Source organism: Amycolatopsis kentuckyensis, from assembly GCF_041679295.1.
GTDB classification, from domain to species: domain Bacteria; phylum Actinomycetota; class Actinomycetes; order Mycobacteriales; family Pseudonocardiaceae; genus Amycolatopsis; species Amycolatopsis kentuckyensis_A.
On the sequence record NZ_JBGDMD010000002.1, the window covers coordinates 493,376 to 511,645 of the forward strand.

General features: G+C 70.5%; 23 protein-coding genes. 12 read left to right on the top strand and 11 right to left on the bottom strand.

The window, feature by feature from the left end; translation table 11 throughout:
* The first annotated feature begins 173 nt into the window (after positions 1–173).
* Together ACERZO_RS08415 and rsrA are read left to right on the top strand one after the other, a co-directional pair.
* A complete protein-coding gene (locus ACERZO_RS08415; RefSeq protein ID WP_125312718.1) occupies positions 174–797 on the top strand; it encodes a sigma-70 family RNA polymerase sigma factor in 624 nt (207 codons plus the stop codon).
* Entirely contained in the window at positions 794–1,114 is a 321-nt protein-coding gene (gene rsrA, locus ACERZO_RS08420) for a mycothiol system anti-sigma-R factor (protein WP_257918242.1), read from the top strand. The genes ACERZO_RS08415 and rsrA overlap by 4 nt, the downstream gene beginning before the upstream one ends.
* A gap of 66 nt (positions 1,115–1,180) precedes the next feature.
* Here the strand turns inward: rsrA and ACERZO_RS08425 are convergent, their stop codons facing one another.
* The gene (locus tag ACERZO_RS08425; protein WP_098515123.1) at positions 1,181–1,255 is read right to left on the bottom strand and encodes a 50S ribosomal protein bL37; all 75 of its coding nucleotides are present in this window, start codon (positions 1,253–1,255) and stop codon (positions 1,181–1,183) included.
* Between the two features lie 99 nt (positions 1,256–1,354).
* Between ACERZO_RS08425 and ACERZO_RS08430 the strand changes: the two genes are divergently transcribed.
* Together ACERZO_RS08430 and ACERZO_RS08435 are read left to right on the top strand one after the other, a co-directional pair.
* The gene (locus ACERZO_RS08430; protein ID WP_372663965.1) at positions 1,355–1,567 is read left to right on the top strand and encodes a biotin/lipoyl-binding carrier protein; all 213 of its coding nucleotides are present in this window, start codon (positions 1,355–1,357) and stop codon (positions 1,565–1,567) included.
* Positions 1,568–1,570: 3 nt separating this feature from the next.
* Complete coding sequence (locus ACERZO_RS08435) at positions 1,571–3,091, top strand: sensor histidine kinase (RefSeq protein ID WP_372663966.1); 1,521 nt, start codon at positions 1,571–1,573, stop codon at positions 3,089–3,091.
* Between the two features lie 257 nt (positions 3,092–3,348).
* Here the strand turns inward: ACERZO_RS08435 and ACERZO_RS08440 are convergent, their stop codons facing one another.
* Positions 3,349–3,603 (bottom strand): WhiB family transcriptional regulator, encoded by a 255-nt coding sequence (locus ACERZO_RS08440; RefSeq protein WP_072481920.1) that lies wholly within the window; start codon positions 3,601–3,603, stop codon positions 3,349–3,351.
* Positions 3,604–3,877: 274 nt separating this feature from the next.
* The gene (locus tag ACERZO_RS08445) at positions 3,878–4,804 is read right to left on the bottom strand and encodes a diacylglycerol/lipid kinase family protein (protein WP_372663967.1); all 927 of its coding nucleotides are present in this window, start codon (positions 4,802–4,804) and stop codon (positions 3,878–3,880) included.
* A gap of 311 nt (positions 4,805–5,115) precedes the next feature.
* On the opposite strand from ACERZO_RS08445, the gene ACERZO_RS08450 reads away from it, so the two are divergent.
* On the top strand, positions 5,116–5,586 hold the full coding sequence (locus ACERZO_RS08450) for a hypothetical protein (RefSeq protein ID WP_372663968.1): 471 nt from the start codon (positions 5,116–5,118) through the stop codon (positions 5,584–5,586).
* A 71-nt stretch (positions 5,587–5,657) separates the two neighbouring features.
* On the opposite strand, the gene ACERZO_RS08455 is transcribed toward ACERZO_RS08450, so the two are convergent.
* Positions 5,658–6,140, bottom strand: a complete 483-nt coding sequence (locus tag ACERZO_RS08455; protein ID WP_372663969.1) for a GNAT family N-acetyltransferase — start codon at positions 6,138–6,140, stop codon at positions 5,658–5,660.
* Position 6,141: 1 nt separating this feature from the next.
* A complete protein-coding gene (locus ACERZO_RS08460; RefSeq protein WP_372663970.1) occupies positions 6,142–6,732 on the bottom strand; it encodes an acid phosphatase in 591 nt (196 codons plus the stop codon).
* 83 nt (positions 6,733–6,815) lie between these two features.
* Here ACERZO_RS08460 and ACERZO_RS08465 point away from each other — a divergent pair, with 83 nt between their 5' ends.
* On the top strand, positions 6,816–7,289 hold the full coding sequence (locus tag ACERZO_RS08465; protein WP_372663971.1) for a hotdog fold domain-containing protein: 474 nt from the start codon (positions 6,816–6,818) through the stop codon (positions 7,287–7,289).
* On the opposite strand, the gene ACERZO_RS08470 is transcribed toward ACERZO_RS08465, so the two are convergent.
* Complete coding sequence (locus tag ACERZO_RS08470; RefSeq protein WP_372663972.1) at positions 7,286–7,942, bottom strand: hypothetical protein; 657 nt, start codon at positions 7,940–7,942, stop codon at positions 7,286–7,288. The two genes, ACERZO_RS08465 and ACERZO_RS08470, sit on opposite strands and share 4 nt — an antisense overlap.
* 136 nt (positions 7,943–8,078) lie before the next feature.
* Here ACERZO_RS08470 and ACERZO_RS08475 point away from each other — a divergent pair, with 136 nt between their 5' ends.
* Entirely contained in the window at positions 8,079–9,689 is a 1,611-nt protein-coding gene (locus tag ACERZO_RS08475) for a GMC oxidoreductase (protein WP_372663973.1), read from the top strand.
* On the opposite strand, the gene ACERZO_RS08480 is transcribed toward ACERZO_RS08475, so the two are convergent.
* Genes ACERZO_RS08480 through ACERZO_RS08490 form a run of 3 tightly spaced genes read right to left on the bottom strand, consistent with a single transcriptional unit; the run spans position 9,679 to position 11,181 of the window.
* Entirely contained in the window at positions 9,679–10,113 is a 435-nt protein-coding gene (locus ACERZO_RS08480; RefSeq protein ID WP_372663974.1) for a MarR family winged helix-turn-helix transcriptional regulator, read from the bottom strand. The genes ACERZO_RS08475 and ACERZO_RS08480 overlap by 11 nt on opposite strands.
* On the bottom strand, positions 10,110–10,523 hold the full coding sequence (locus ACERZO_RS08485; protein WP_372663975.1) for an SRPBCC family protein: 414 nt from the start codon (positions 10,521–10,523) through the stop codon (positions 10,110–10,112). The genes ACERZO_RS08480 and ACERZO_RS08485 overlap by 4 nt, the downstream gene beginning before the upstream one ends.
* 52 nt (positions 10,524–10,575) lie before the next feature.
* The gene (locus ACERZO_RS08490; protein WP_372663976.1) at positions 10,576–11,181 is read right to left on the bottom strand and encodes a dTDP-4-dehydrorhamnose 3,5-epimerase family protein; all 606 of its coding nucleotides are present in this window, start codon (positions 11,179–11,181) and stop codon (positions 10,576–10,578) included.
* 359 nt (positions 11,182–11,540) lie between these two features.
* Between ACERZO_RS08490 and ACERZO_RS08495 the strand changes: the two genes are divergently transcribed.
* Positions 11,541–12,722: an NAD(P)-dependent malic enzyme gene (locus tag ACERZO_RS08495; RefSeq protein WP_372663977.1), complete on the top strand. Its 1,182-nt coding sequence runs from the start codon at positions 11,541–11,543 to the stop codon at positions 12,720–12,722.
* A gap of 49 nt (positions 12,723–12,771) precedes the next feature.
* On the opposite strand, the gene ACERZO_RS08500 is transcribed toward ACERZO_RS08495, so the two are convergent.
* Entirely contained in the window at positions 12,772–14,178 is a 1,407-nt protein-coding gene (locus ACERZO_RS08500) for a bis-aminopropyl spermidine synthase family protein (protein ID WP_372663978.1), read from the bottom strand.
* Between the two features lie 92 nt (positions 14,179–14,270).
* On the opposite strand from ACERZO_RS08500, the gene ACERZO_RS08505 reads away from it, so the two are divergent.
* The 4 genes from ACERZO_RS08505 to ACERZO_RS08520 are packed head-to-tail and all read left to right on the top strand — an operon-like array spanning position 14,271 to position 17,585.
* Positions 14,271–15,356, top strand: coding sequence for an ABC transporter ATP-binding protein (locus tag ACERZO_RS08505; protein ID WP_372663979.1), 1,086 nt, complete (start codon positions 14,271–14,273; stop codon positions 15,354–15,356).
* Positions 15,353–16,021, top strand: coding sequence for an ABC transporter permease (locus ACERZO_RS08510; protein WP_372663980.1), 669 nt, complete (start codon positions 15,353–15,355; stop codon positions 16,019–16,021). The genes ACERZO_RS08505 and ACERZO_RS08510 overlap by 4 nt, the downstream gene beginning before the upstream one ends.
* Positions 16,018–16,701: an ABC transporter permease gene (locus ACERZO_RS08515; protein ID WP_372663981.1), complete on the top strand. Its 684-nt coding sequence runs from the start codon at positions 16,018–16,020 to the stop codon at positions 16,699–16,701. Before ACERZO_RS08510 ends, ACERZO_RS08515 begins: the two co-directional genes overlap by 4 nt.
* Positions 16,698–17,585, top strand: a complete 888-nt coding sequence (locus ACERZO_RS08520) for an ABC transporter substrate-binding protein (RefSeq protein ID WP_372663982.1) — start codon at positions 16,698–16,700, stop codon at positions 17,583–17,585. The genes ACERZO_RS08515 and ACERZO_RS08520 overlap by 4 nt, the downstream gene beginning before the upstream one ends.
* On the opposite strand, the gene ACERZO_RS08525 is transcribed toward ACERZO_RS08520, so the two are convergent.
* Entirely contained in the window at positions 17,582–18,184 is a 603-nt protein-coding gene (locus tag ACERZO_RS08525; protein WP_372663983.1) for a LysE family translocator, read from the bottom strand. The two genes, ACERZO_RS08520 and ACERZO_RS08525, sit on opposite strands and share 4 nt — an antisense overlap.
* Positions 18,185–18,270: the final 86 nt, after the last annotated feature.

Genomic DNA, 18,270 nt, shown 5'->3' on the forward strand with positions numbered 1-18,270 from the left:
ATGCCCGCGTGACCCGATCGGTTGTACGGGACGTGACCACAACGCTCGCTACCACACGCTCTCGCAGCCGCCGCCCTGAGGCACCGGCGAACCGCGGTGTGCCCGGCCCCCGCGTAAACTCGGGTCCGCCGTATGCGCGTACGCGCATCGACGCCGAGCGGGAAGGGAACGGTTTGCCGAGCACGCAGAACTCCGCGCCGGAAGAAGCGACCGAAGCCGAGCGCGCCGAGCGCTTCGAGCGGGACGCCATGCCGCTGCTCGACCAGCTGTACTCGGCCGCGATGCGGATGACCCGCAACCCCGCCGATGCCGAGGACCTGGTCCAGGAGACCTACCTGAAGGCGTACGCGGCTTTCGCCTCCTTCAAGGCGGGCACGAACCTCAAGGCGTGGATGTACCGCATCCTCACCAACACCTACATCAACGGCTACCGCAAGCGGCAGCGGCAGCCGGTGCAGCAGCCCACCGAGGAGATCACCGACTGGCAGATCGCCAAGGCGGAGAGCCACACCTCCAGCGGGCTGCGCTCGGCCGAGGTCGAGGCGATGGACAACCTGCCCGACACCGACGTCAAGGCCGCCCTGCAGAAGCTGCCCGAGGAGTTCCGGCTGGCCGTCTACCTGGCCGACGTCGAGGGCTTCGCGTACAAGGAGATCGCCGAGATCATGGACACGCCCATCGGCACCGTGATGTCCCGCCTGCACCGCGGCCGCGCGCAGCTGCGCGACCTGCTCGCCGACGTCGCCCGGGAGCGCGGCTTCATCCGGGGTGCCAAGGAAGAGGTGGCGGGGCGATGAACGACATGTGCGAGGGCGCGTCCGACAAGGTCCGCTGCGAAGAGGCGCTCGCCGACATCTACCTGCTCCTCGACCGCGAGTGCAGTCCCGAGCGCGACGCCGCGCTGCGCGCCCACATCGACGACTGCCCGCCGTGCCTCGAGGAGTACGGCATCGACGAGCACATCAAGCAGCTGCTGGCCCGCAAGTGCGGCGGCGACCACGCCCCCGCAGAGCTGAAGAGCCGCCTGCGCGCGTCGATCCGCCAGACCGTCGCCACGCGCGGTGGCGTCACCGTCGAGCGCACCGAGATCACCCTCGAGCAGCGTTCCGAGTAAGCGCCCGAGCACGACGAAGGCCCCCACACCGCGGTGTGGGGGCCTTCGTCATGCCGACGCCGGGAATCAGGCGTTGGGCTTCTTGCCGTGGTTCGCGCCGTTCTTCTTCCGGTCGCGACGCTTGCGGGCGCGCTTCGACATGTTCACTCCTCGTCGTCAAAGCTGGTCAACCTCTCAAGTGTGTCATGACGTCCCGTTCTGGTTGGATGGGGTGGTCGGGCGAGCGCGAGGAGGGTGTCGATGGCGGAGATCAGGGCCGAGATGGTCGGCACCGTGCTCGAGGTCGTCGCCGAGCCGGGCGCCGCGCTGAACGCCGGGGACACCGTGCTGATCCTGGAGTCGATGAAGATGGAGCTGCCCGCCGTGAGCGAGCGGGCCGGCACGCTGACCAGCCTCGCCGTGGCGAAGGGTGACCGGGTCCAGCAGGGTGACGTCCTCGGGACGGTCGAGTAACCCGTGTCCACGCTCGCCGAACTGCTCGCCGACAACACCGGCCTCCCCGGGGAGGCGGCGGACCACCTGCAGACCGTCGTCGCCGAGTGGCAGCTGCTGGCCGACCTGTCCTTCGCCGACTTCCTGCTCTGGGTCCCGGTGACCGAGGAACTGCAGCCGGACGGCGGCGACTTCGTCTGCGTCGCGCACGCGCGCCCGACGACGGCGCCCACCGCGCACCCCGAGGACGTCGTCGGCACCCGGTTCACGGTCGAGGAGCACCCGCAGCTGGCGAAGGCCATGCGCGAGGTGCGGATCTGCCGCGAAGAGGACCCGCACTGGTACCGCGACCTGCCGATGCGCCGCGAGGCGATCCCGGTGCGCTTCCACGACCAGGTCATCGCCGTGATGAGCCGCGAGACGAACCTGGCCGCGCCGCGCGTGCCGTCGCCGCTGGAGATCGCGTACCTAGGCAGCGCCGGCGACCTGTGCCAGATGATCGTCGACGGCACGTTCCCGCCGAACGGCAGCAACGCGACCGACACGCACACGTCGCCGCGGGTGGGTGACGGGCTGATCCGCCTCGACTCGAGCGGCACGGTGGTGTTCGCCAGCCCGAACGGGTTGTCCGCCTACCACCGGATGGGGCACGAGTCCGACCTGGTCGGGACGCGCTTGGCGCCGCTGACGCGGTCGCTGATCCGCGACCCGTTCGACGCGACCGAGGTGTCCCACCGGATCATCGAGGCCCTCGACGGGAAGCCGTCGAGCCGCACCGAGGCCGACTCGCGCCGCGGCGCGGTGGTGCTGTTCCGCGCGCTGCCGCTGCGGCCGGCCGGGCAGGCGGCGGGGGCGCTGGTGCTGGTCCGCGACGTCACCGAGGTCAAGCGCCGCGACCGCGCGCTGCTGTCGAAGGACGCGACGATCCGCGAGATCCACCACCGGGTGAAGAACAACCTGCAGACGGTGGCGGCGCTGCTGCGCCTGCAGTCCCGCCGGACGTCGTCGGAGGAGGCGCGGCTCGCGCTGGCGGAGTCGGTGCGCCGGGTGACGTCGATCGCGCTGGTGCACGAGGCGCTGTCCATCTCGGTGGACGAGCGCGTCGACCTCGACAAGCTGCTCGACAACGTGCTGCCGATGGTCGGCGAGGTCGCCACGGCGGAGTCGCAGGTCGGGCTGACCCGGAAGGGTTCGTTCGGGGTGGTGGTCGCGGAGATCGCGACGCCGCTGGTGATGGTGCTGGCCGAGCTGGTGCAGAACGCCATCGAGCACGCGTTCCCGGCGGGCCGGTCGGGCAAGGTCGAGCTGGTCGTGGAGCGTTCGGCGCGGTGGCTGGACGTGGTGATCCGCGACAACGGACGCGGCCTGCCGGCGGGGTTCTCGCTGGAGCGGTCGGACGGGCTGGGCCTGCAGATCGTGCGGACGCTGGTGGAGTCCGAGCTGCGTGGGTCGCTTTCGCTGCGGAAGGTGCGGACGGAGGCGTCGTCGACCCGGGTGACGGGGACGGAAGCCGCGCTGCGCATCCCGCTTTCGCGGCGGCTCTGAGAGCGTCGCAGTCGACTCGAGCGCAAACACGCTGAAGGCCCGGCACCTGGTGACCAGGTGCCGGGCCGTTCAACGTTTTGCGAGGACTTGAAGTCCTGGTGAGGTTTCAGCACACCCGTTGTCAGGTGGTTTCGCCTCGGTTGTTAAGCTCGAACCGGGTAGGTATCACCCCAGACGACGTGGGCGCAAGAGTGCCCCGCCGGGAGAATTCCTCCGCGGTTCCGGTACTACAGGGAACTGTGTTGATCTAAAAAGCGTCAGGCGTTGGTACGCGTGCCAATGTGCGTACGGCGGCGCTTGAGCGCGCGTCGCTCGTCCTCGCTCATGCCGCCCCACACGCCGGCGTCCTGGCCGCTGGCCAGAGCCCAGGCCAAGCAGTCGGAAGCGACGGTGCAGCGGTGGCACACGGCCTTCGCCTGAGCTACCTGCGACAGAGCGGGCCCGCTGGTTCCCACCGGGAAGAACAGCTCGGGGTCCTCGTCTCGGCAGGCCGCGTCGTGGCGCCAGTCCATGTTCGTGAGCTCCTTCACATGGCGCGGGAGGGCCGCGCCACAGTCGTCAATGGCGGTCGTGTTCTTGGGTGCTTGTGAATGCTTTCACGAAGCACCGCTTTCGACAAGGGTTTCCGGAAGATCGGTGAGTCAGCTCACCCGGCCGAGCGACACGTCTGACCTGCGGTTTCTCTCCGAAACAGCCACCCGAAGGGAAGGCTGATGCGGTGAGTGGAGCTTCTGCGTCGACGAACGGCAGATTGCACTTTGCCGCAGGCGATCAGCGGTCCCGTCGTCACACGATTACCGTGAGTGCGTTCGGGACGCTGAAGAATTCCACCCTGGTCCGCTGGCCGACGAGGTCGCCGTCCACCTGGAAGTTTACCGGTTCAGCTGCGTCGATGCGGATCATCGGCACGTCGTCGTGACGCACGAGACGTTTCCCTTTTTGGTTGCTCTTCGTAGCCAAAGCGCGGCGTACATGCTTGAACACCGTCGGCAACCCGAGACCGTTCAACGCGAACAGGCCCAATCCCGTCTCGAACGAGCAACCCGGGTTGAGGTGGACCGGACGCTCGCCCAGGTAGCTCCACGGATCGGTGTTCGACACGAAAGCGGTCAGCGCTTCGGCGGGTTCCTCACCCGGGACGCGGATGGTGAGGGCGGGCCGGCCCAGCGGCGGCCGGAAGTAGGAGCGGACGGCGGCGCGCATGTAGAGGCCGGCGGTCGTCTGCTTGCCGCGGCGCTTGGCGACCCGGCCGACGACGTCGGCGTCCCAGCCGAGCCCGGAGTTGAAGGTGAACCAGTGCCCGTCAGCCAGGCCGAGCCCGACCCGGCGCGAGCGGTCGTTCTCCAGCGCGTGCAGCAGCTGGTGGGTCGCCTCGACCGGGTCCGAGGAGATGCCGAGGGCGCGCGCGAACACGTTGGCCGAGCCGCCGGGCACGACGCCCAGTGCGGGGATACGCCCGATCTGCGTCGGGTCGCCATCGGAATCGGCCAGGAGGCCGTTGACGACCTCGTTGACCGTGCCGTCGCCGCCGTGCGCCACGACCAGGTCGATGCCGTCCCGCGCGGCCGAGCGCGCGACCGCCATGGCGTGCCCGCGGTAGTCCGTTTCGACCACGTCGAGCTTCACCTGGCTGGCGAGCGCGTGCGCCAGGACGTCCCGGCCACCGGCGGTGGTCGAGGTGGCCTGGGGGTTCACGACGAGGATTGCGCGCACCACCGCAGGGTAGGTGACTTCCGGCGGCCCGAGAACCTTCCGGACCCGCATGGTGACGGGCGCAACCCTGACGAACAGCACCTTCGAGACCCTGTGCCGGGCGGCCCTCCTTCACGTGCGAGTGTCCGCTCGTCGTGACAAGTGCACCCGGGCCGACCGCCCGCTCATCGACGACTCCTGAATTCTCAGCGCCCGGGCGGTCCCGCGAAAACGGCCGACCGGGTGGCATACGATCGAATCAGCTCACGCACGGTGACTCGCCCTGGTCGAGTCCACTGTGCTCTCGCAAAGGACCCCCGGAAGGCCCCGCCGTGAAGCTTTCGCCCGCTCCCCGTGAGGTCCGCTGGGCCGGCGCGGTCACCGCGGTGCCGTCGCTCGCCCTGCTGGTGTTCGGGGTGGTCGTGCTGGTGAACGGGCTGGGCTCGCCCGCGCAGCCGGGCAACAACGTCTACGTCGAGTCGGGCACGTTCATCGTGGTGGCCCTGGCGTTCCTGGCCGCGTCGGCGGGGCTGGTCCTCGGGCAGACGTGGGCGCGCTCGCCGGGCGTCGTGATCGCGCTGATCGTGATCGGCCTCGGCTGGTACCTGCTCGGCCCGTCGGGCGAGCCGGCGTGGGGCGTGCCGGTCGCGCTGTTCGGCATCGTGGCGCTGGTGCTCCTGTTCCGGCGGCCGTCCCGGGCCTGGGCGCTGGGCCTGCGCGAAGGCGAGACGGAGACGGAAGCCGCCGAACGCGGCGGTCTCGCCGGCCGCCGCGCCGAGCGCGAAGGCCACGAAGACGACTAAGCCCGCTGAGCCGCAAGGTCTTGAATGAGTCATTCAGGACCTCCGAAGACCTGAATGACTCATTCAAGACGTCAGGCCTGGGCGGCCAGTGCCTTCAGGGGTTCGTCCGTGAGCCGGTTGACCGTCCACTCGTCCATCGGGACCGCGCCGAGCGCCTTGTAGAACTCCGTCGCCGGGTTCCAGTCCAGCACCGACCACTCGAGCCGCGCGTAGCCCTTCTCGACGCACTCCGCCGCCAGCGCGGCCAGCAGGGCCTTGCCCAGGCCGGACCCGCGGTGGGACGGCAGGACGAACAGGTCCTCCAGGTAGATCCCGTGCACCCCGCGCCAGGTCGAGTAGTTGAGGAACCACACGGCGAAGCCGACGACCTCGCCGTCCACTTCGGCCACGTGCCCGAACAGCTTCGGCGCCTCGCCGAACAGCGCCTCGTGCAGCTGCGGGGCCGTCAGGTGGCACTCGTCCGGGGCGCGCTCGTAGTCGGCCAGCGCGTACGCCAGGCCGACGGCGGCCTCGACGTCGTCGGGGCGGATCCGGCGGATGCGGTCGTCGGGCACGTCAGTCCTCCAGGGCGGGCGGCAGGTTGAGGTGTTCGATCTGGGGTTCGCCGCGCTCGTCGCCGAGCACTGCGATGCCGGCCGCGTCGAGTCCGAAGTGGACGCCGGACGTCGCGGGCAGGCCGAGCCAGCGGGCCACCAGCACGCGGCTGAAGTGGCCGTGCCCGACCAGGATCACGTCGCCGGCTTCGATGTCTTTCCGGGCGCGCGCCAGCACGCGGTCCGCGCGGTCGGACACCTGCGAAGCGCTTTCGCCGCCGGGGATCGGGTGGGTCCAGACCGTCCAGCCCGGCACGGTTTCGCGGATCTCCGGTGTGGTGACGCCTTCGTATTCGCCGTAGTCCCATTCGGACAGGTCTTCGGTGACCTCGTCGACGCGCAGGCCGGCCAGCGCGGCCGTCCGCAGCGCGCGGGTCCGTGGGCTCGACAGCACCAGCGACGGCCCGCCGACCAGGCTCCGCAGCGTCCCGCCGGCGGCCAGGGCCTGTCCCTCGCCGGCCGGCGTCAGCGGGATGTCGGTGCGGCCGGTGTGCCGCCCGTTCACCGACCATTCGGTCTGGCCGTGCCGGAGGAGGAAGAGACGGTTCGCCACACGGGCGAATATATCCGGCGGTTTGCCCGGCGGCCGGTCGTCTGCTTAGCTACTGAACAGTAGCTTAGTTCGAGGAGACGCCGATGTCCGAGACGCCGACGTTCGCGCTGTGGCACAAGCTGGCCGCGAAGCCGGGTGGAAAACAGCTGTTCAGTGCCGCGATGTGCGTGCGCGTGCCGTACTTCCGCACGGTGCTGCCGTCGGTGCGCGAGCTGCGTCCCGGCCACTGCGAGGTCACCGCGCCGAAGTGGTGGGGTGTCTACAACCACATCCGCACGTTCCATGCGATCGCCGCGTGCAACCTCGCCGAGATCGCGATGGGCATGCTCGCCGAGGCGACGGTCCCCGGCACGCACCGCTGGCTGCCGAAGGGCATGGAAGTCCAGTACGTCGCGAAGGCCGAGACGGGCCTGCGTGCGGTCGCCTCGCTGCCCGAGCTGCCGGAGTTCGGCGACGAGGGCTTCGAGCTGCCCGTCCCGGTGACCATTTCGGACGCGAACGGCAAGCCCGTGGTCACCGGGACGATCACGATCTGGGTGACGCCCAAGAAGCGCTAGAGCGGCTTGTACTGCACGTACGTCGTCTGGTGGAACGTGTTCTCGCCGGCCGCCGAAGGCAGGCCCAGCCGGCGGTCGACGAGCTCGCCGAGCGGGCCGCACCCGGTGGTCGCGGGGATGGCCAGATCCGGGTCCACGACGCCGAAGTGCATGGTCGGCGGGGTTTTCGAGATGACGGTCGGCGGCACGGCCGGGTCGTCGTGGACGACCGTGTGCAGGACGCCGAGCCGGCAGTCCTTGCGCAGCAACGGGTGCCGCAGCACCGCGTAGACGTCCAGTTCGCCGCGCCGCTCGTCGTTGCCCTGGAAGTCCGAGTACCCGCCGTAGCGCAGCTGGATGGTGGTGCCCGCCAGTCCCGGGACGCGCACCGGCTCGTGCCGCAGCGCGCCGAAGACCTGCGCGTACTGGCCGTTCACCCTGCCTTCGCTGAAGGTCAGCCGCATTTCGCCGAGTGGGACCTCCCGGTCGCGGATGGTCAGGTTTCCTTGCGAGACAAAGGCTTCGCAGCGCCACGTGCCCGGGTCGGCGTTCGCGGGCGGGGCCGGGCAGTCGGTGAAGTCGAATGCCGGCAGCTCGTCCGCGGACGCCGTCCCGGGCACGACCCCCAGTGCGGCCACGGCGGCCGCGGCCGCCCCCAGTGCGAGAAGTTTCATGGCGGTGAGCTTGCTCGCGCTGCCGGGCGCGGACATCCGGGATCGCCCCCAGGGGAAGTCCGGAATTTCCCTCGACTGGGTGAAACACGTTCTGAATAGTTAACACCGTTTACCGAGTTCGGGCATGCTCGGGCCCATGTCTGCCTTCTCCCGCCGCCGGTTCCTCGGCCTCGCCGCCCTGAACTCCGCCGCCGCCCTCGGGCTGACCACGGTCTCGACGCGGCCCGCGGCCGCGTCCCCGCTCCCGGAGTACGCGCCGGCGGTAGTCATCGGCACCGGCTACGGCGCCGCCGTCACGGCGTTGCGGCTCGGCGAGGCCGGGATCCCGACGCTGATGCTCGAGATGGGCAAGCTGTGGACCACGCCCGGCGCCGACGGCAAGGTGTTCTGCTCGATGCTCGCGCCGGACGAGCGGGCGATGTGGTTCAAGGACCGCACCGAGGCGCCGCTGGCGTCGTTCCTCTGGCTCGACCTGGCCAACCGCGACATCAAGCGGCACGCCGGCGTGCTCGACCGCGTGAACTACGGCGACATGGCGGTGTACCTCGGCCGCGGCGTCGGCGGCGGGTCGCTGGTCAACGGCGCGATGGCGGTGACGCCGAAGCGGTCGTACTTCGAGGAGATCCTGCCGCGCGTCGACGCCGGCGAGATGTACGGCAAGTACTTCCCGCGGGCGCACGCGGAGCTCGGCGTGAACGTCGTCGACCCGGACTGGTTCGAGACGTGCCGGTCGTACCAGTACGCGCGCGTCTCGCGGAAGGCCGCGCGCAAGGCGGGCTTCGACACGACTTTCGTATCCACGGTATACAACGTCGACTACCTGCGGCGCGAAGAAGCGGGCGAGGTCCCGCGCTCGGCCGACGCGTCCGAGGTCATCTACGGCAACAACCACGGGAAGCGCTCGCTCGACCAGTCGTACCTCGCCGCCGCGCTCGGCACCGGGAACGTCACCATCGAGACGCTGCGGGAGGTCCGCGAGATCCTCCGCCGGCCCGACGGGACGTACACGCTGGTCGTCCGCGAGATCGACGAGCACGGCACTGTCCTGGGCGCGCGGCACGTGAACACGAAGTACCTGTTCCTCGGCGCCGGGAGCGTCGGCTCGACGGAGCTGCTGGTGCGTGCCCGCGAGACCGGACGGCTCCCGGAGCTGAACGACGCGATCGGACGGGGCTGGGGGACGAACGGGAACGTCATGTGCGGCCGCGCGAACCACGTCTGGGACACCACCGGCAGCCTGCAGTCGGGCATGCCCGCGCTCGGCATCGACAACTGGGCCGACCCGGTGCACCCCGCGTTCGCGGAGATCGCGCCGGTGCCCGCCGGCCTCGAGACGTGGGTCAGCCTGTACCTGGCGATCACGAAGAACCCCGAACGCGGGCACTTCACCTACGACGCGGCGAGCGACTCGGCGAAGCTGCACTGGACGGCGTCGCAGGGGCAGCCGTCCGTAGACGCCGCGAAGGCGCTGTTCGACAAGATCAACCGGGCGAACAAGACGATCTACCGCTACGACCTGTTCGGCGACACGCGCGCGTTCGAGAACCGCTTCACCTACCACCCGCTGGGCGGCCTGGTGCTCGGCGAGGCGACCGACGACTACGGCCGGGTGAAGGGCTACCGCAACCTGTACGTCACGGACGGCTCGCTCATCCCGGGCAGCACCGGCGTCAACCCGTTCGTGACGATCACGGCGCTGGCCGAGCGCAACATCGAGCGCGTCCTCGCCGAGGACCTCAGGGGCTGAGCTTCGCGAGTGAGTCGGTGAAGTCGTCGCCGACGCCTTCGAAGAAGGACGCGTCGGCGGCTTCGACGTCCTTCAGCGCCTTCGCGACCAGTTCGAGGCCGTCCGCGGTGATTTGGAGCCGCTTCGCGCGGGCGTCCGCCGGGTCGTCGGCGCGGGCCAGCAGGCCCCGGTCGGCCAGCTTGCGGACGACCTGGCTGGTCATCATCGTGTCCGTGCCGGCCCGTTCGGCCAGCTGCCGCTGGGTCGGGAGCTCGCCCGAGCGGGTGAGCCACCACGTGGTCGTGAGCAGCACGAACTGGACGTGCGTGAGGTCGTGCGGGGCCAGTGCGGCCCGCATCGCCCGCTGCCAGGCCAGCGTCACGCGCCACAGCAGGAAGCCGGGGCTGCGCTCGGGGCCGGGCAGGCGGGACTTCGGGGCGGTCATACGCGCAAGCTTGCCTCGGCCAGACGGGCCAGCGCGCGCATGGCGTCCGGGGTGTCCTCCGTGACCTGCGGGCCGAACCCCTCCGGGCCGTCGACGGTGACGCGGTAGGTGATCCGCGTTCCGCCGTCGACGTCGGTCAGGACGTGCTCGAACCGCAGGAACGCGTCCGGCAGCCGGGTCTCGTCGGTGAAGCTCCGGCCCTCGGTGACCTCGGTCAGGGTGAACGGGATCGGCGGCATCCCGTCCATCGTCATCGTCCCGCTCGTCCCGACGCTGAACGTCCCGTCCAGGACCACCGACCGGACGCCCGCGTCCCACTCGGGCCAGCGGCCGGTGTCGGCCCAGAGCGGCCAGATCGCGGCGGCGGGCGCGGTGGAGGTCTCGCTGTGCTCGTACTCGTAAATTGACATGCGCGCATACTATATGCGCACTGGCTATCGGCGCCAGAGGCGTTGCCGGTGATCAGTGCGCGGAGCGCAGCTTGTCGTAGTACGCGACGCAGTCCTGGTACGACGGCAGCAGGCCCTGCTCGAGCGCCTCGGCCAGCGTGGGGGCGGTGCGGTCCTTCTCGGACAGGATCGGCTCGATGTCCGCGGGCCAGGGCAGGCCGAGTTCCGGGTCGAGCGGGGTGATGCCGTGCTCGCCGGCCGGGTTGTAGCCCTCGGAGCACAGGTAGGCCATCACCGTGTCGTCCTCGAGGGCGATGAAGCCGTGCCCGAGCCCCTCGGCGAGGTACGCGGCGTTGTACCGGGCCGAGTCGAGCTGGACGGCGTCCCAGGTGCCGAAGGTCGGCGAACCGACACGGATGTCGACGACGACGTCGAGCAGCGAGCCGCGCGCGCAGTAGATGTACTTCGCCTGCCCGGGAGGCGTGTCGGCGAAGTGGATGCCGCGGATCGCGCCCCGCCGGGACACGCTGTGGTTGGCCTGGGCGAGCCGCAGGGGGTGACCGGTCGCCTCGCGCAGGACCTCCTCCTGGAAGGGGGCGACGAACAGGCCTCGCTCGTCGGGGAACGCCCGGGGGGAGAACTCGAAGGCGTCCGGGACGCTCAGCCGGCGGAATTCCATGGCGTCACCTTATCGGGCGGCTAAAAAACCGAACGGACGTCTTGGCAATTGCCGGAATAGGGGTCCGGTGTGACATCAGCCGCACCGAGGGGTCCCCTTCCGGACCGGACCTGTCACAATGAGTGGACCGCCGCGTCCGCGGCCATCGCCAGACCCACGGCACCGATGGCCGACGTGACGCCTCGCCGACAGGCCGGCGCTACCGCGCTGGGCTGCCGTGCCGGAGGAATTCACCACGGTTCCCCGCTAGCCGTGGTCCCCCGCTCGCATGCCCAGGAGAAATTCCAGTGACCCAAGTCCGATCCGCGAGTTCCGTCATTCCCACTGGGGGAATGACGGAAACGACGACAGGAATCCCCATGAGCGACCCCACCGGTGCCGGAGCACCGGTCACCGACGAAGAGATCTTCACCGGGCACGAGGGCGGCAAGCTCTCGGTGGCGGCCACCCGCCCGATTTCCAGCCCGCGTGACCTTTCGATCGCGTACACCCCGGGGGTGGCGAAGGTGAGCCGCGCGATCGCCGAGGACGCCGCCAAGGCCAAGCGGTACACGTGGGCGGACCGGCTCGTCGTCGTGGTGAGCGACGGGACGGCGGTGCTCGGCCTCGGCGACATCGGCGCGAGCGCGTCGCTGCCGGTCATGGAGGGCAAGTCGGTCCTGTTCAAGACCTTCGGCGGCCTCGACTCGATCCCGCTGGTGCTGGACACCACCGACGTCGACGAGATCGTCGAGACGCTGGTGCGGCTGCGGCCGTCCTACGGGGCCGTCAACCTGGAGGACGTCTCCGCGCCGCGGTGCTTCGAGCTGGAGGACAAGCTCAAGGAGGCGCTCGACTGCCCGGTCATGCACGACGACCAGCACGGCACGGCGATCGTCACACTGGCCGCCCTTCGCGGCGCCAACCTGGTCCTCGACCGGGCGATCGCCGACCAGCGCGTCGTCGTCTCCGGCGCCGGCGCGGCGGGGGTCGCGTGCGCCCGGATCCTGCAGGAAGCGGGCATCGGGGACGTCACCGTCCTCGACTCGCGCGGCATCATCCACGCCGGCCGCGACGGCCTGAACCCGGTCAAGGAACGCCTGGCCGCGACGACGAACAAGGCCGGCCTGAAGGGCGGCCTGGCGGAGGCGCTCGAGGGCGCGGACGTCTTCCTCGGCCTGTCCGGCGCGACGATCGACGAGTCCCTGCTCGGCCGGATGGCGGGCGGCGGCATCGTGTTCGCACTGTCCAACCCGGACCCGGAAGTTCACCCGGACGTGGCCGCGCGGTACGCGTCGATCGTGGCCACCGGGCGCAGCGACTTCCCGAACCAGATCAACAACGTGCTGGCGTTCCCCGGCGTGTTCCGCGGCGCGCTGGACTCCGGCGCGCGGGCGATCACCGAGGGCATGAAGCTCGCGGCCGCCGAGGCGATCGTGTCGGTGGCGATGGACGACCTGGGCCCGGACCGGATCGTGCCCTCGCCGCTCGACCCGCGCGTGGCCCCCGAGGTTGCGGCGGCGGTGGCGAAGGCCGCGGAAGCCGACGGCGTCACGGCCTGACGTCGGTCCGAAAGCGGCACTTTCCCGGGAAAGTGCCGCTTTCGGCGTCTCAGAGCAGCTCGGCCAGGCGGTGCCGGGGGACGTCGACCAGGCGCAGGTTCACCAGGTCTTCCGGGACGTCGAGCGAGACGTTCGCCAACCGGGCGTGGGCGCGGCTCAGGACCTCGTCCTGGTGCTCCACCGCGTCCGCGACCACCACCGCGTGCCGGTTGTCCGGCGTGCTCCGCAGGTACCGCAGCGCGTACTTGCCCCGGATGAGGGCCGCCAGCGCCTCCTGCGACGCCTGGTCCGCCAGGTCCGGGTGCGCGTTCGGGACGAGCAGCGCGAGCCGGCGCGCGTTCGTGCCCAGCAAGGTGCGCAGCAGCCACGGGCCCGGGTCGGCCGAGAGGTCCATCGCGACCGCGTCGCCCTCGGGCCCGGAGATCGACCAGTCCACCGGCCGCGACTCCAGCGCGAGCCCGCCGGCCCCCGCGATCTCCTTCAGCTTCTCCAGCAGCGCCGGCTTCGTTCCGGCCGCCTCCACCGACTGCGGCCCGTGCGTGTAGATCGCCTTGCCGGCGCGGACCTTCTTGGCCTTCGCCGTCGGCTGGCAGACGTACAGGTCCGCCGCGCTGCCGATCGCCTGCGCGCCGAAGTAGCGGTTGAAGTCCGGCAGGATCGCCTCGAACGTCAGCCCGAGCGTGGCCAGCGACCGCTGCACCTGCGCGCCCAGCGCCGGGTGGCGGGGGCTGTAGCCGTACGCGAACAGCAGCCGTCCCTCGGTCGGGTTCCGCAGCGCCTGCACCCCGCGCGCCGCGAACAGGCCCATGCCTTCCGGCGTGTACGGCGGATCGCTGAACACCAGGTCGAAGCCGCCGGTGACGGCCGGCGGCAGGCCGACGCGCAGGTCCGCGTGCGCGGTGGCGATCTCGCGCCCGCCGCGGTCGTCGAGGTGGGCGAGCACGCGTTCGTCGAGGTCGACGACCGTCAGCGCCGCCGCCGGGCAGACCGCCCGCACGGCCAGCGACGTCAGGTCGTGGTCGCCGAGGAACAGCAGCCGCGCCGACGCGAGGTCGTAGCGCGCGTCCAGCCACAGCGCGCGGCGCAGCACCGTCTCCGGCGTCGCCTGCACGTGGTCGAGGGCGGCGAGCGGCGGCGGCACCTCGGCCACCCATTCGGCGACCTCGGGCAGCAATTCGTGGTTCGCGACGGCTTCGTCGAGCGGATCCGCGTACCGGGGTGCGCTGTACTGCAGGTAGGACGCCGCGACGCCGGGGGAGATCCGCAGCCGGTCGCCGCTGCGGTCGAGGTCGTCGCCGAGCGCGGCGAGGACGTCTTCGACGCTGCGACGCGGCGCCGTGGACAGCCGCACCAGCTCACCGAGGTCGTGGTCGCCGGTGCGCAGCAGGTCGATGACGCGGTACAGCGGGCGGACGCCGACGCCGTGCGCGGCGAGGACGTCGTCGAGTGCCTTCACGGGCCTTGAGCCTAGTCACCACCCTGCGGAACACCGTGCCAACCGCCGCCGACTCGGCTACGGTCGGTTGCACCGGACATGGGGAGTGGGCAGTGACCATCGAATTCCGCGACGTGACCAAGCAGTATCCGGATGGGACGGTCGCCGTCGACAAGCTGAACCTGACGGTCGAGGACGGCACGATCACCGTGTTCGTCGGCCCGTCCGGCTGCGGGAAGACGACGTCGCTGCGGATGATCAACCGGATGGTCGAGCCGACCGGCGGGCAGGTGCTGCTGGACGGCAAGGACGTCGCCGAGGGCGACCCCGCGCTGCTGCGCCGCGGCATCGGCTACGTCATCCAGCACGCCGGTCTCTTTCCACATAGGACGGTGCTGGACAACATCGCCACCGTGCCCCTGCTGTCGGGCTGGGACAAGGCGAAGGCGCGCAAGCGGGCGGCCGAGCTGCTCGAGACCATCGGCCTGCCGGTCGAGCTCGGCAAGCGGTACCCGGCCCAGCTTTCCGGCGGCCAGCAGCAGCGCGTCGGCGTCGCCCGCGCGCTCGCCGCGGACTCGCCGGTGCTGCTGATGGACGAGCCGTTCTCCGCCGTCGACCCGATCGTGCGCGAAGACCTGCAGAACGAGCTGCTGCGGCTGCAGTCGCAGCTGGGCAAGACGATCGTGTTCGTCACGCACGACATCGACGAGGCCGTCCGGCTCGGCGACAAGGTCGCGGTGATGCGCGTCGGCGGCAAGCTCGCCCAGTACGGCACGCCCGCCGACGTGCTGCGCCACCCGGTGGACGACTTCGTGGCGTCGTTCGTCGGCCGCGACCGCGGCTACCGCGGCCTGTCGTTCCTCTCCGCCGACGGCGTCGAGGTCAAGGAGATCGAGCTGGTCGAGATCGGCTCTCCGGTGCCCGCGAGCGACGGCTGGCGGCTCGCGGTCAACGCGGACAAGCAGCCGCGCGGCTGGCTGCCGCCGAACTCCACTGTGGACGGTTCACTGTCCGAAGACGACTTGGTGGCCGGCGGCTCGCTGTGGGTCCGGGGCACGCCGATCCGGGGCGCGCTGGACGCGGCGCTGTCGTCGCCGGCCAGCCTCGGCGTGGTCGTCGACGAAGACCACCGCGTGCTCGGCGGGGTGGTCGCGAGGCAAGTGCTGGACGTGATCGAGGCGACGCCCCAGGCGTCATGAGCTTCTTCGACGAGCTCGGGCGCTACCTGGGCAGCGGGAACACGCGCGTCGAAATCCTCGGTGACCTGGGCGACCACGTCTACCTCGCGCTGCTCCCGCTGGTCGTCGGCATCGTGCTTGCGATCGCCGCGGGCTGGCTCGGCCACCGCTGGCGCCCGGCCCGGCAGGTGCTGGTGGTGCTGGCCAACCTGCTCTACACGATCCCGTCGCTGGCCCTGTTCGTCGTCATCCCCGGCCTGATCGGGTCGAAGATCCTGGACAGCGTCAACGTCGTCGTCGCGCTGACGATCTACACCACGGCGCTGCTGGTGCGCCCGGTGCTCGACGCGCTGGACGCCGTGCCGCCGCCGGTGACCGCCGCCGCGACCGCCGTCGGGTACAAGCCGGTGCGCCGGTTCTTCGCCGTCGAGCTGCCGCTGTCCGTGCCGGTCCTGGCGGCCGGCGTGCGGGTGGCGTCGGTCAGCAACATCAGCCTGGTCAGCGTCGGCGCGCTGATCGGCACCGGCGGTCTCGGTGTGCTGTTCACCGACGGCTTCCAGCGCGAGTACTTCTCGCCGATCGTCGTCGGCATCGTGCTGACGCTGCTGCTCGCGCTGGTCGTCGACCTGGTGCTGGTCTTGCTGCGCAACCTCTTGACGCCGTGGGAACGGGTGGCCACCGCATGATCAGCGACCTCGTCCACTGGTTCGGCGACCCGGCGCACTGGTCGGGCCCGGACGGCGTCCCGCAGCGGCTGCTGGAGCACCTCGGGTACACGTTCCTGTCGCTGGTGATCGCGCTGGTCATCGCCGTCCCGTTGGGACTGTTCGTCGGCCACACCGGACGCGGCGGCGTCGCGTTGGTCAGTGCCGGCAACGCGATCCGCGCGCTGCCGACCCTGGGGCTCGTGACGTTCCTGTTCCTGCTCTTCACCGAAAGCGTCACCTCGACGATCATCGGGCTCGTCGTGCTGGCCGTGCCGCCGATCCTGGCCGGCACGTACGCCGGCCTGCAGGCGACCGACCACGGTGTGGTCGACGCCGCCGAGGGCATCGGGATGACCGGCTGGCAGCGGCTGTGGCAGGTCGAGGTGCCGATCTCGCTGCCGCTCGTGCTCGGCGGCATCCGCAACGCCGTGCTGCAGCTGGTCGCGACCGCCGCGGTGGCCGCGTACGTCGGACTCGGTGGCCTGGGCCGGTTCCTGCTCGACGGACTGGCCATTTTGGACTATTCCGAGGTCATCGCGGGCGCGGTGCTGACGACGTTGCTCGCGATCGTCCTGGATCTGCTCTTTTCGTTGCTGAACCGCGCTTTGGTGCCGCGGGGCGTCCGGCTCGCGGCGGCTGTGAAGAAGGTGGCGGCGTGAAACGGCTGGCTTCTTTCCTCGTCGTGGTGCTGTTGGCCGCCGGGTGCGGCAACCCGCTGGCGGGCGGCGGCGAGGGTGGGTCGTCCGGCGACATCATCATCGGCGCGTCCGACGTCGGGGAAAGCCTGCTGCTGGCCCAGATCTACGCCGGGGCGCTGCGCAATGCCGGCGCCACGAACGTGACGGTGCGGCCGCCGGTGGGCAGCCGAGAGGTCGTCGTCAAGGCGCTGCAGGACAAATCGCTGTCGGTGGTGCCGGACTACAGCGGGAACCTGTTGCGGTACTTCGACAAGGACACGACCGCGACGACGTCCCAGGACGTCTACGCGCAGCTGCGGCAGAAGATCCCGGCGGGGTTCGAGGTGCTCGACCAGGCGCCGGCCGAGGACAAGGACCTGCTGGTGGTCGGGCCGCAGCTGGCTTCCTCGGGCATCAGGACGTTTTCGGACCTGGGGCGGCGCTGTGGCGAGCTGGTGTTCGGCGGACCGGGTCAGTGGAGCAGCCGCTGGAAGGACAAGATCAAGACGCTCTACGGCTGCGAGTTCAAGGAGATCCGCACGACGGACACGGGCGGCCCGGTGACGGTGGCGGCCCTGAAGTCGGGCGACGTCCAGGTCGCGGACCTGTTCAGCACGTCGTCGACGATCGCGGCGAACGGGTTCGTGCCGCTGGTCGACGACAAGAACATGTTCCCGGCGCAGAACATCGTGCCGCTGGTGGCGCGCGGGACGTTGTCGCCGGCCGAAGTGGCTGCGCTGAACCGGGTTTCGGCCGCGTTGACCACCGAGCAGCTGACGCGGTTGAACGTCGAGTTCACCGAGGAGAAGCGCAACCCGCTGGACATCGCCGAGGACTTCCTGGCGCGCAACAACCTGAAGTCCTAGTCGAGGGCGAGCTTCACGCCGAGGCCGATGAAGATGCCGCCCGTGGCGACCTCGATGCGGCGCTGGTTCTTCTTCCGCCGGACCCACCCGCCGACGCGGCCGGCGAGGACGCCGACCGCGCCGTCGACCAGGAACTCGAACACGATCATGATCGCGCCGAGGACCGCGAACTGCAGCCAGACGTGGCCGCGCGCGGGGTCGATGAACTGGGGGAGGAACGCGATGGTGAAGGTGACCATCTTCGGGTTGAGCAGGTTGGTGAGCAGGCCGCTGAGGTAGGCGCGGTCACTCTTCCGCTCGACGAGCGGTTTGCGGTTCCGGATGGCCTGGATCCCGAGGTGGATGAGGTAGGCGGCACCGGCGATGCGGACGACGGTGAAGGCGACGGGAACGGCGGCGAAGAGGGCAGCCAGCCCGGCCGCGGCCACGGCGACGTGGATGGCCTCGCTGGTGGCGACCCCGGCGGTGGCGAGCAGCCCGGCTTTCGGGCCGCCTCGCATGCCGCAGCCGAGGATGAAGAGCATGTCCGGACCGGGGGTGATCATCGCGATCACGGTGGTGACGACGAACGCGACGAGGAGGTGCGGGTCGACCGGCATGGGCCGATCCTGACACGCTGCCCGGCCGGGGCGAACTGCTTTTCGGCCGGGGGCGGCCGGCGCCGCCAACACGCCGGAACTTTCGC

Bases quoted from the DNA above. Each gene is read 5' to 3' on its own strand.
- rsrA (WP_257918242.1), top strand. From the start codon at position 794: ATGAACGACATGTGCGAGGGCGCGTCCGACAAGGTCCGCTGCGAAGAG.
- ACERZO_RS08430 (WP_372663965.1), top strand. From the start codon at position 1,355: ATGGCGGAGATCAGGGCCGAGATGGTCGGCACCGTGCTCGAGGTCGTC.
- ACERZO_RS08440 (WP_072481920.1), bottom strand. From the start codon at position 3,603: ATGGACTGGCGCCACGACGCGGCCTGCCGAGACGAGGACCCCGAGCTG.
- ACERZO_RS08465 (WP_372663971.1), top strand. From the start codon at position 6,816: ATGTCCGAGACGCCGACGTTCGCGCTGTGGCACAAGCTGGCCGCGAAG.
- ACERZO_RS08470 (WP_372663972.1), bottom strand. From the start codon at position 7,942: ATGAAACTTCTCGCACTGGGGGCGGCCGCGGCCGCCGTGGCCGCACTG.
- ACERZO_RS08475 (WP_372663973.1), top strand. From the start codon at position 8,079: ATGTCTGCCTTCTCCCGCCGCCGGTTCCTCGGCCTCGCCGCCCTGAAC.
- ACERZO_RS08480 (WP_372663974.1), bottom strand. From the start codon at position 10,113: ATGACCGCCCCGAAGTCCCGCCTGCCCGGCCCCGAGCGCAGCCCCGGC.
- ACERZO_RS08485 (WP_372663975.1), bottom strand. From the start codon at position 10,523: ATGTCAATTTACGAGTACGAGCACAGCGAGACCTCCACCGCGCCCGCC.
- ACERZO_RS08490 (WP_372663976.1), bottom strand. From the start codon at position 11,181: ATGGAATTCCGCCGGCTGAGCGTCCCGGACGCCTTCGAGTTCTCCCCC.
- ACERZO_RS08495 (WP_372663977.1), top strand. From the start codon at position 11,541: ATGAGCGACCCCACCGGTGCCGGAGCACCGGTCACCGACGAAGAGATC.
- ACERZO_RS08510 (WP_372663980.1), top strand. From the start codon at position 15,353: ATGAGCTTCTTCGACGAGCTCGGGCGCTACCTGGGCAGCGGGAACACG.
- ACERZO_RS08515 (WP_372663981.1), top strand. From the start codon at position 16,018: ATGATCAGCGACCTCGTCCACTGGTTCGGCGACCCGGCGCACTGGTCG.
- ACERZO_RS08525 (WP_372663983.1), bottom strand. From the start codon at position 18,184: ATGCCGGTCGACCCGCACCTCCTCGTCGCGTTCGTCGTCACCACCGTG.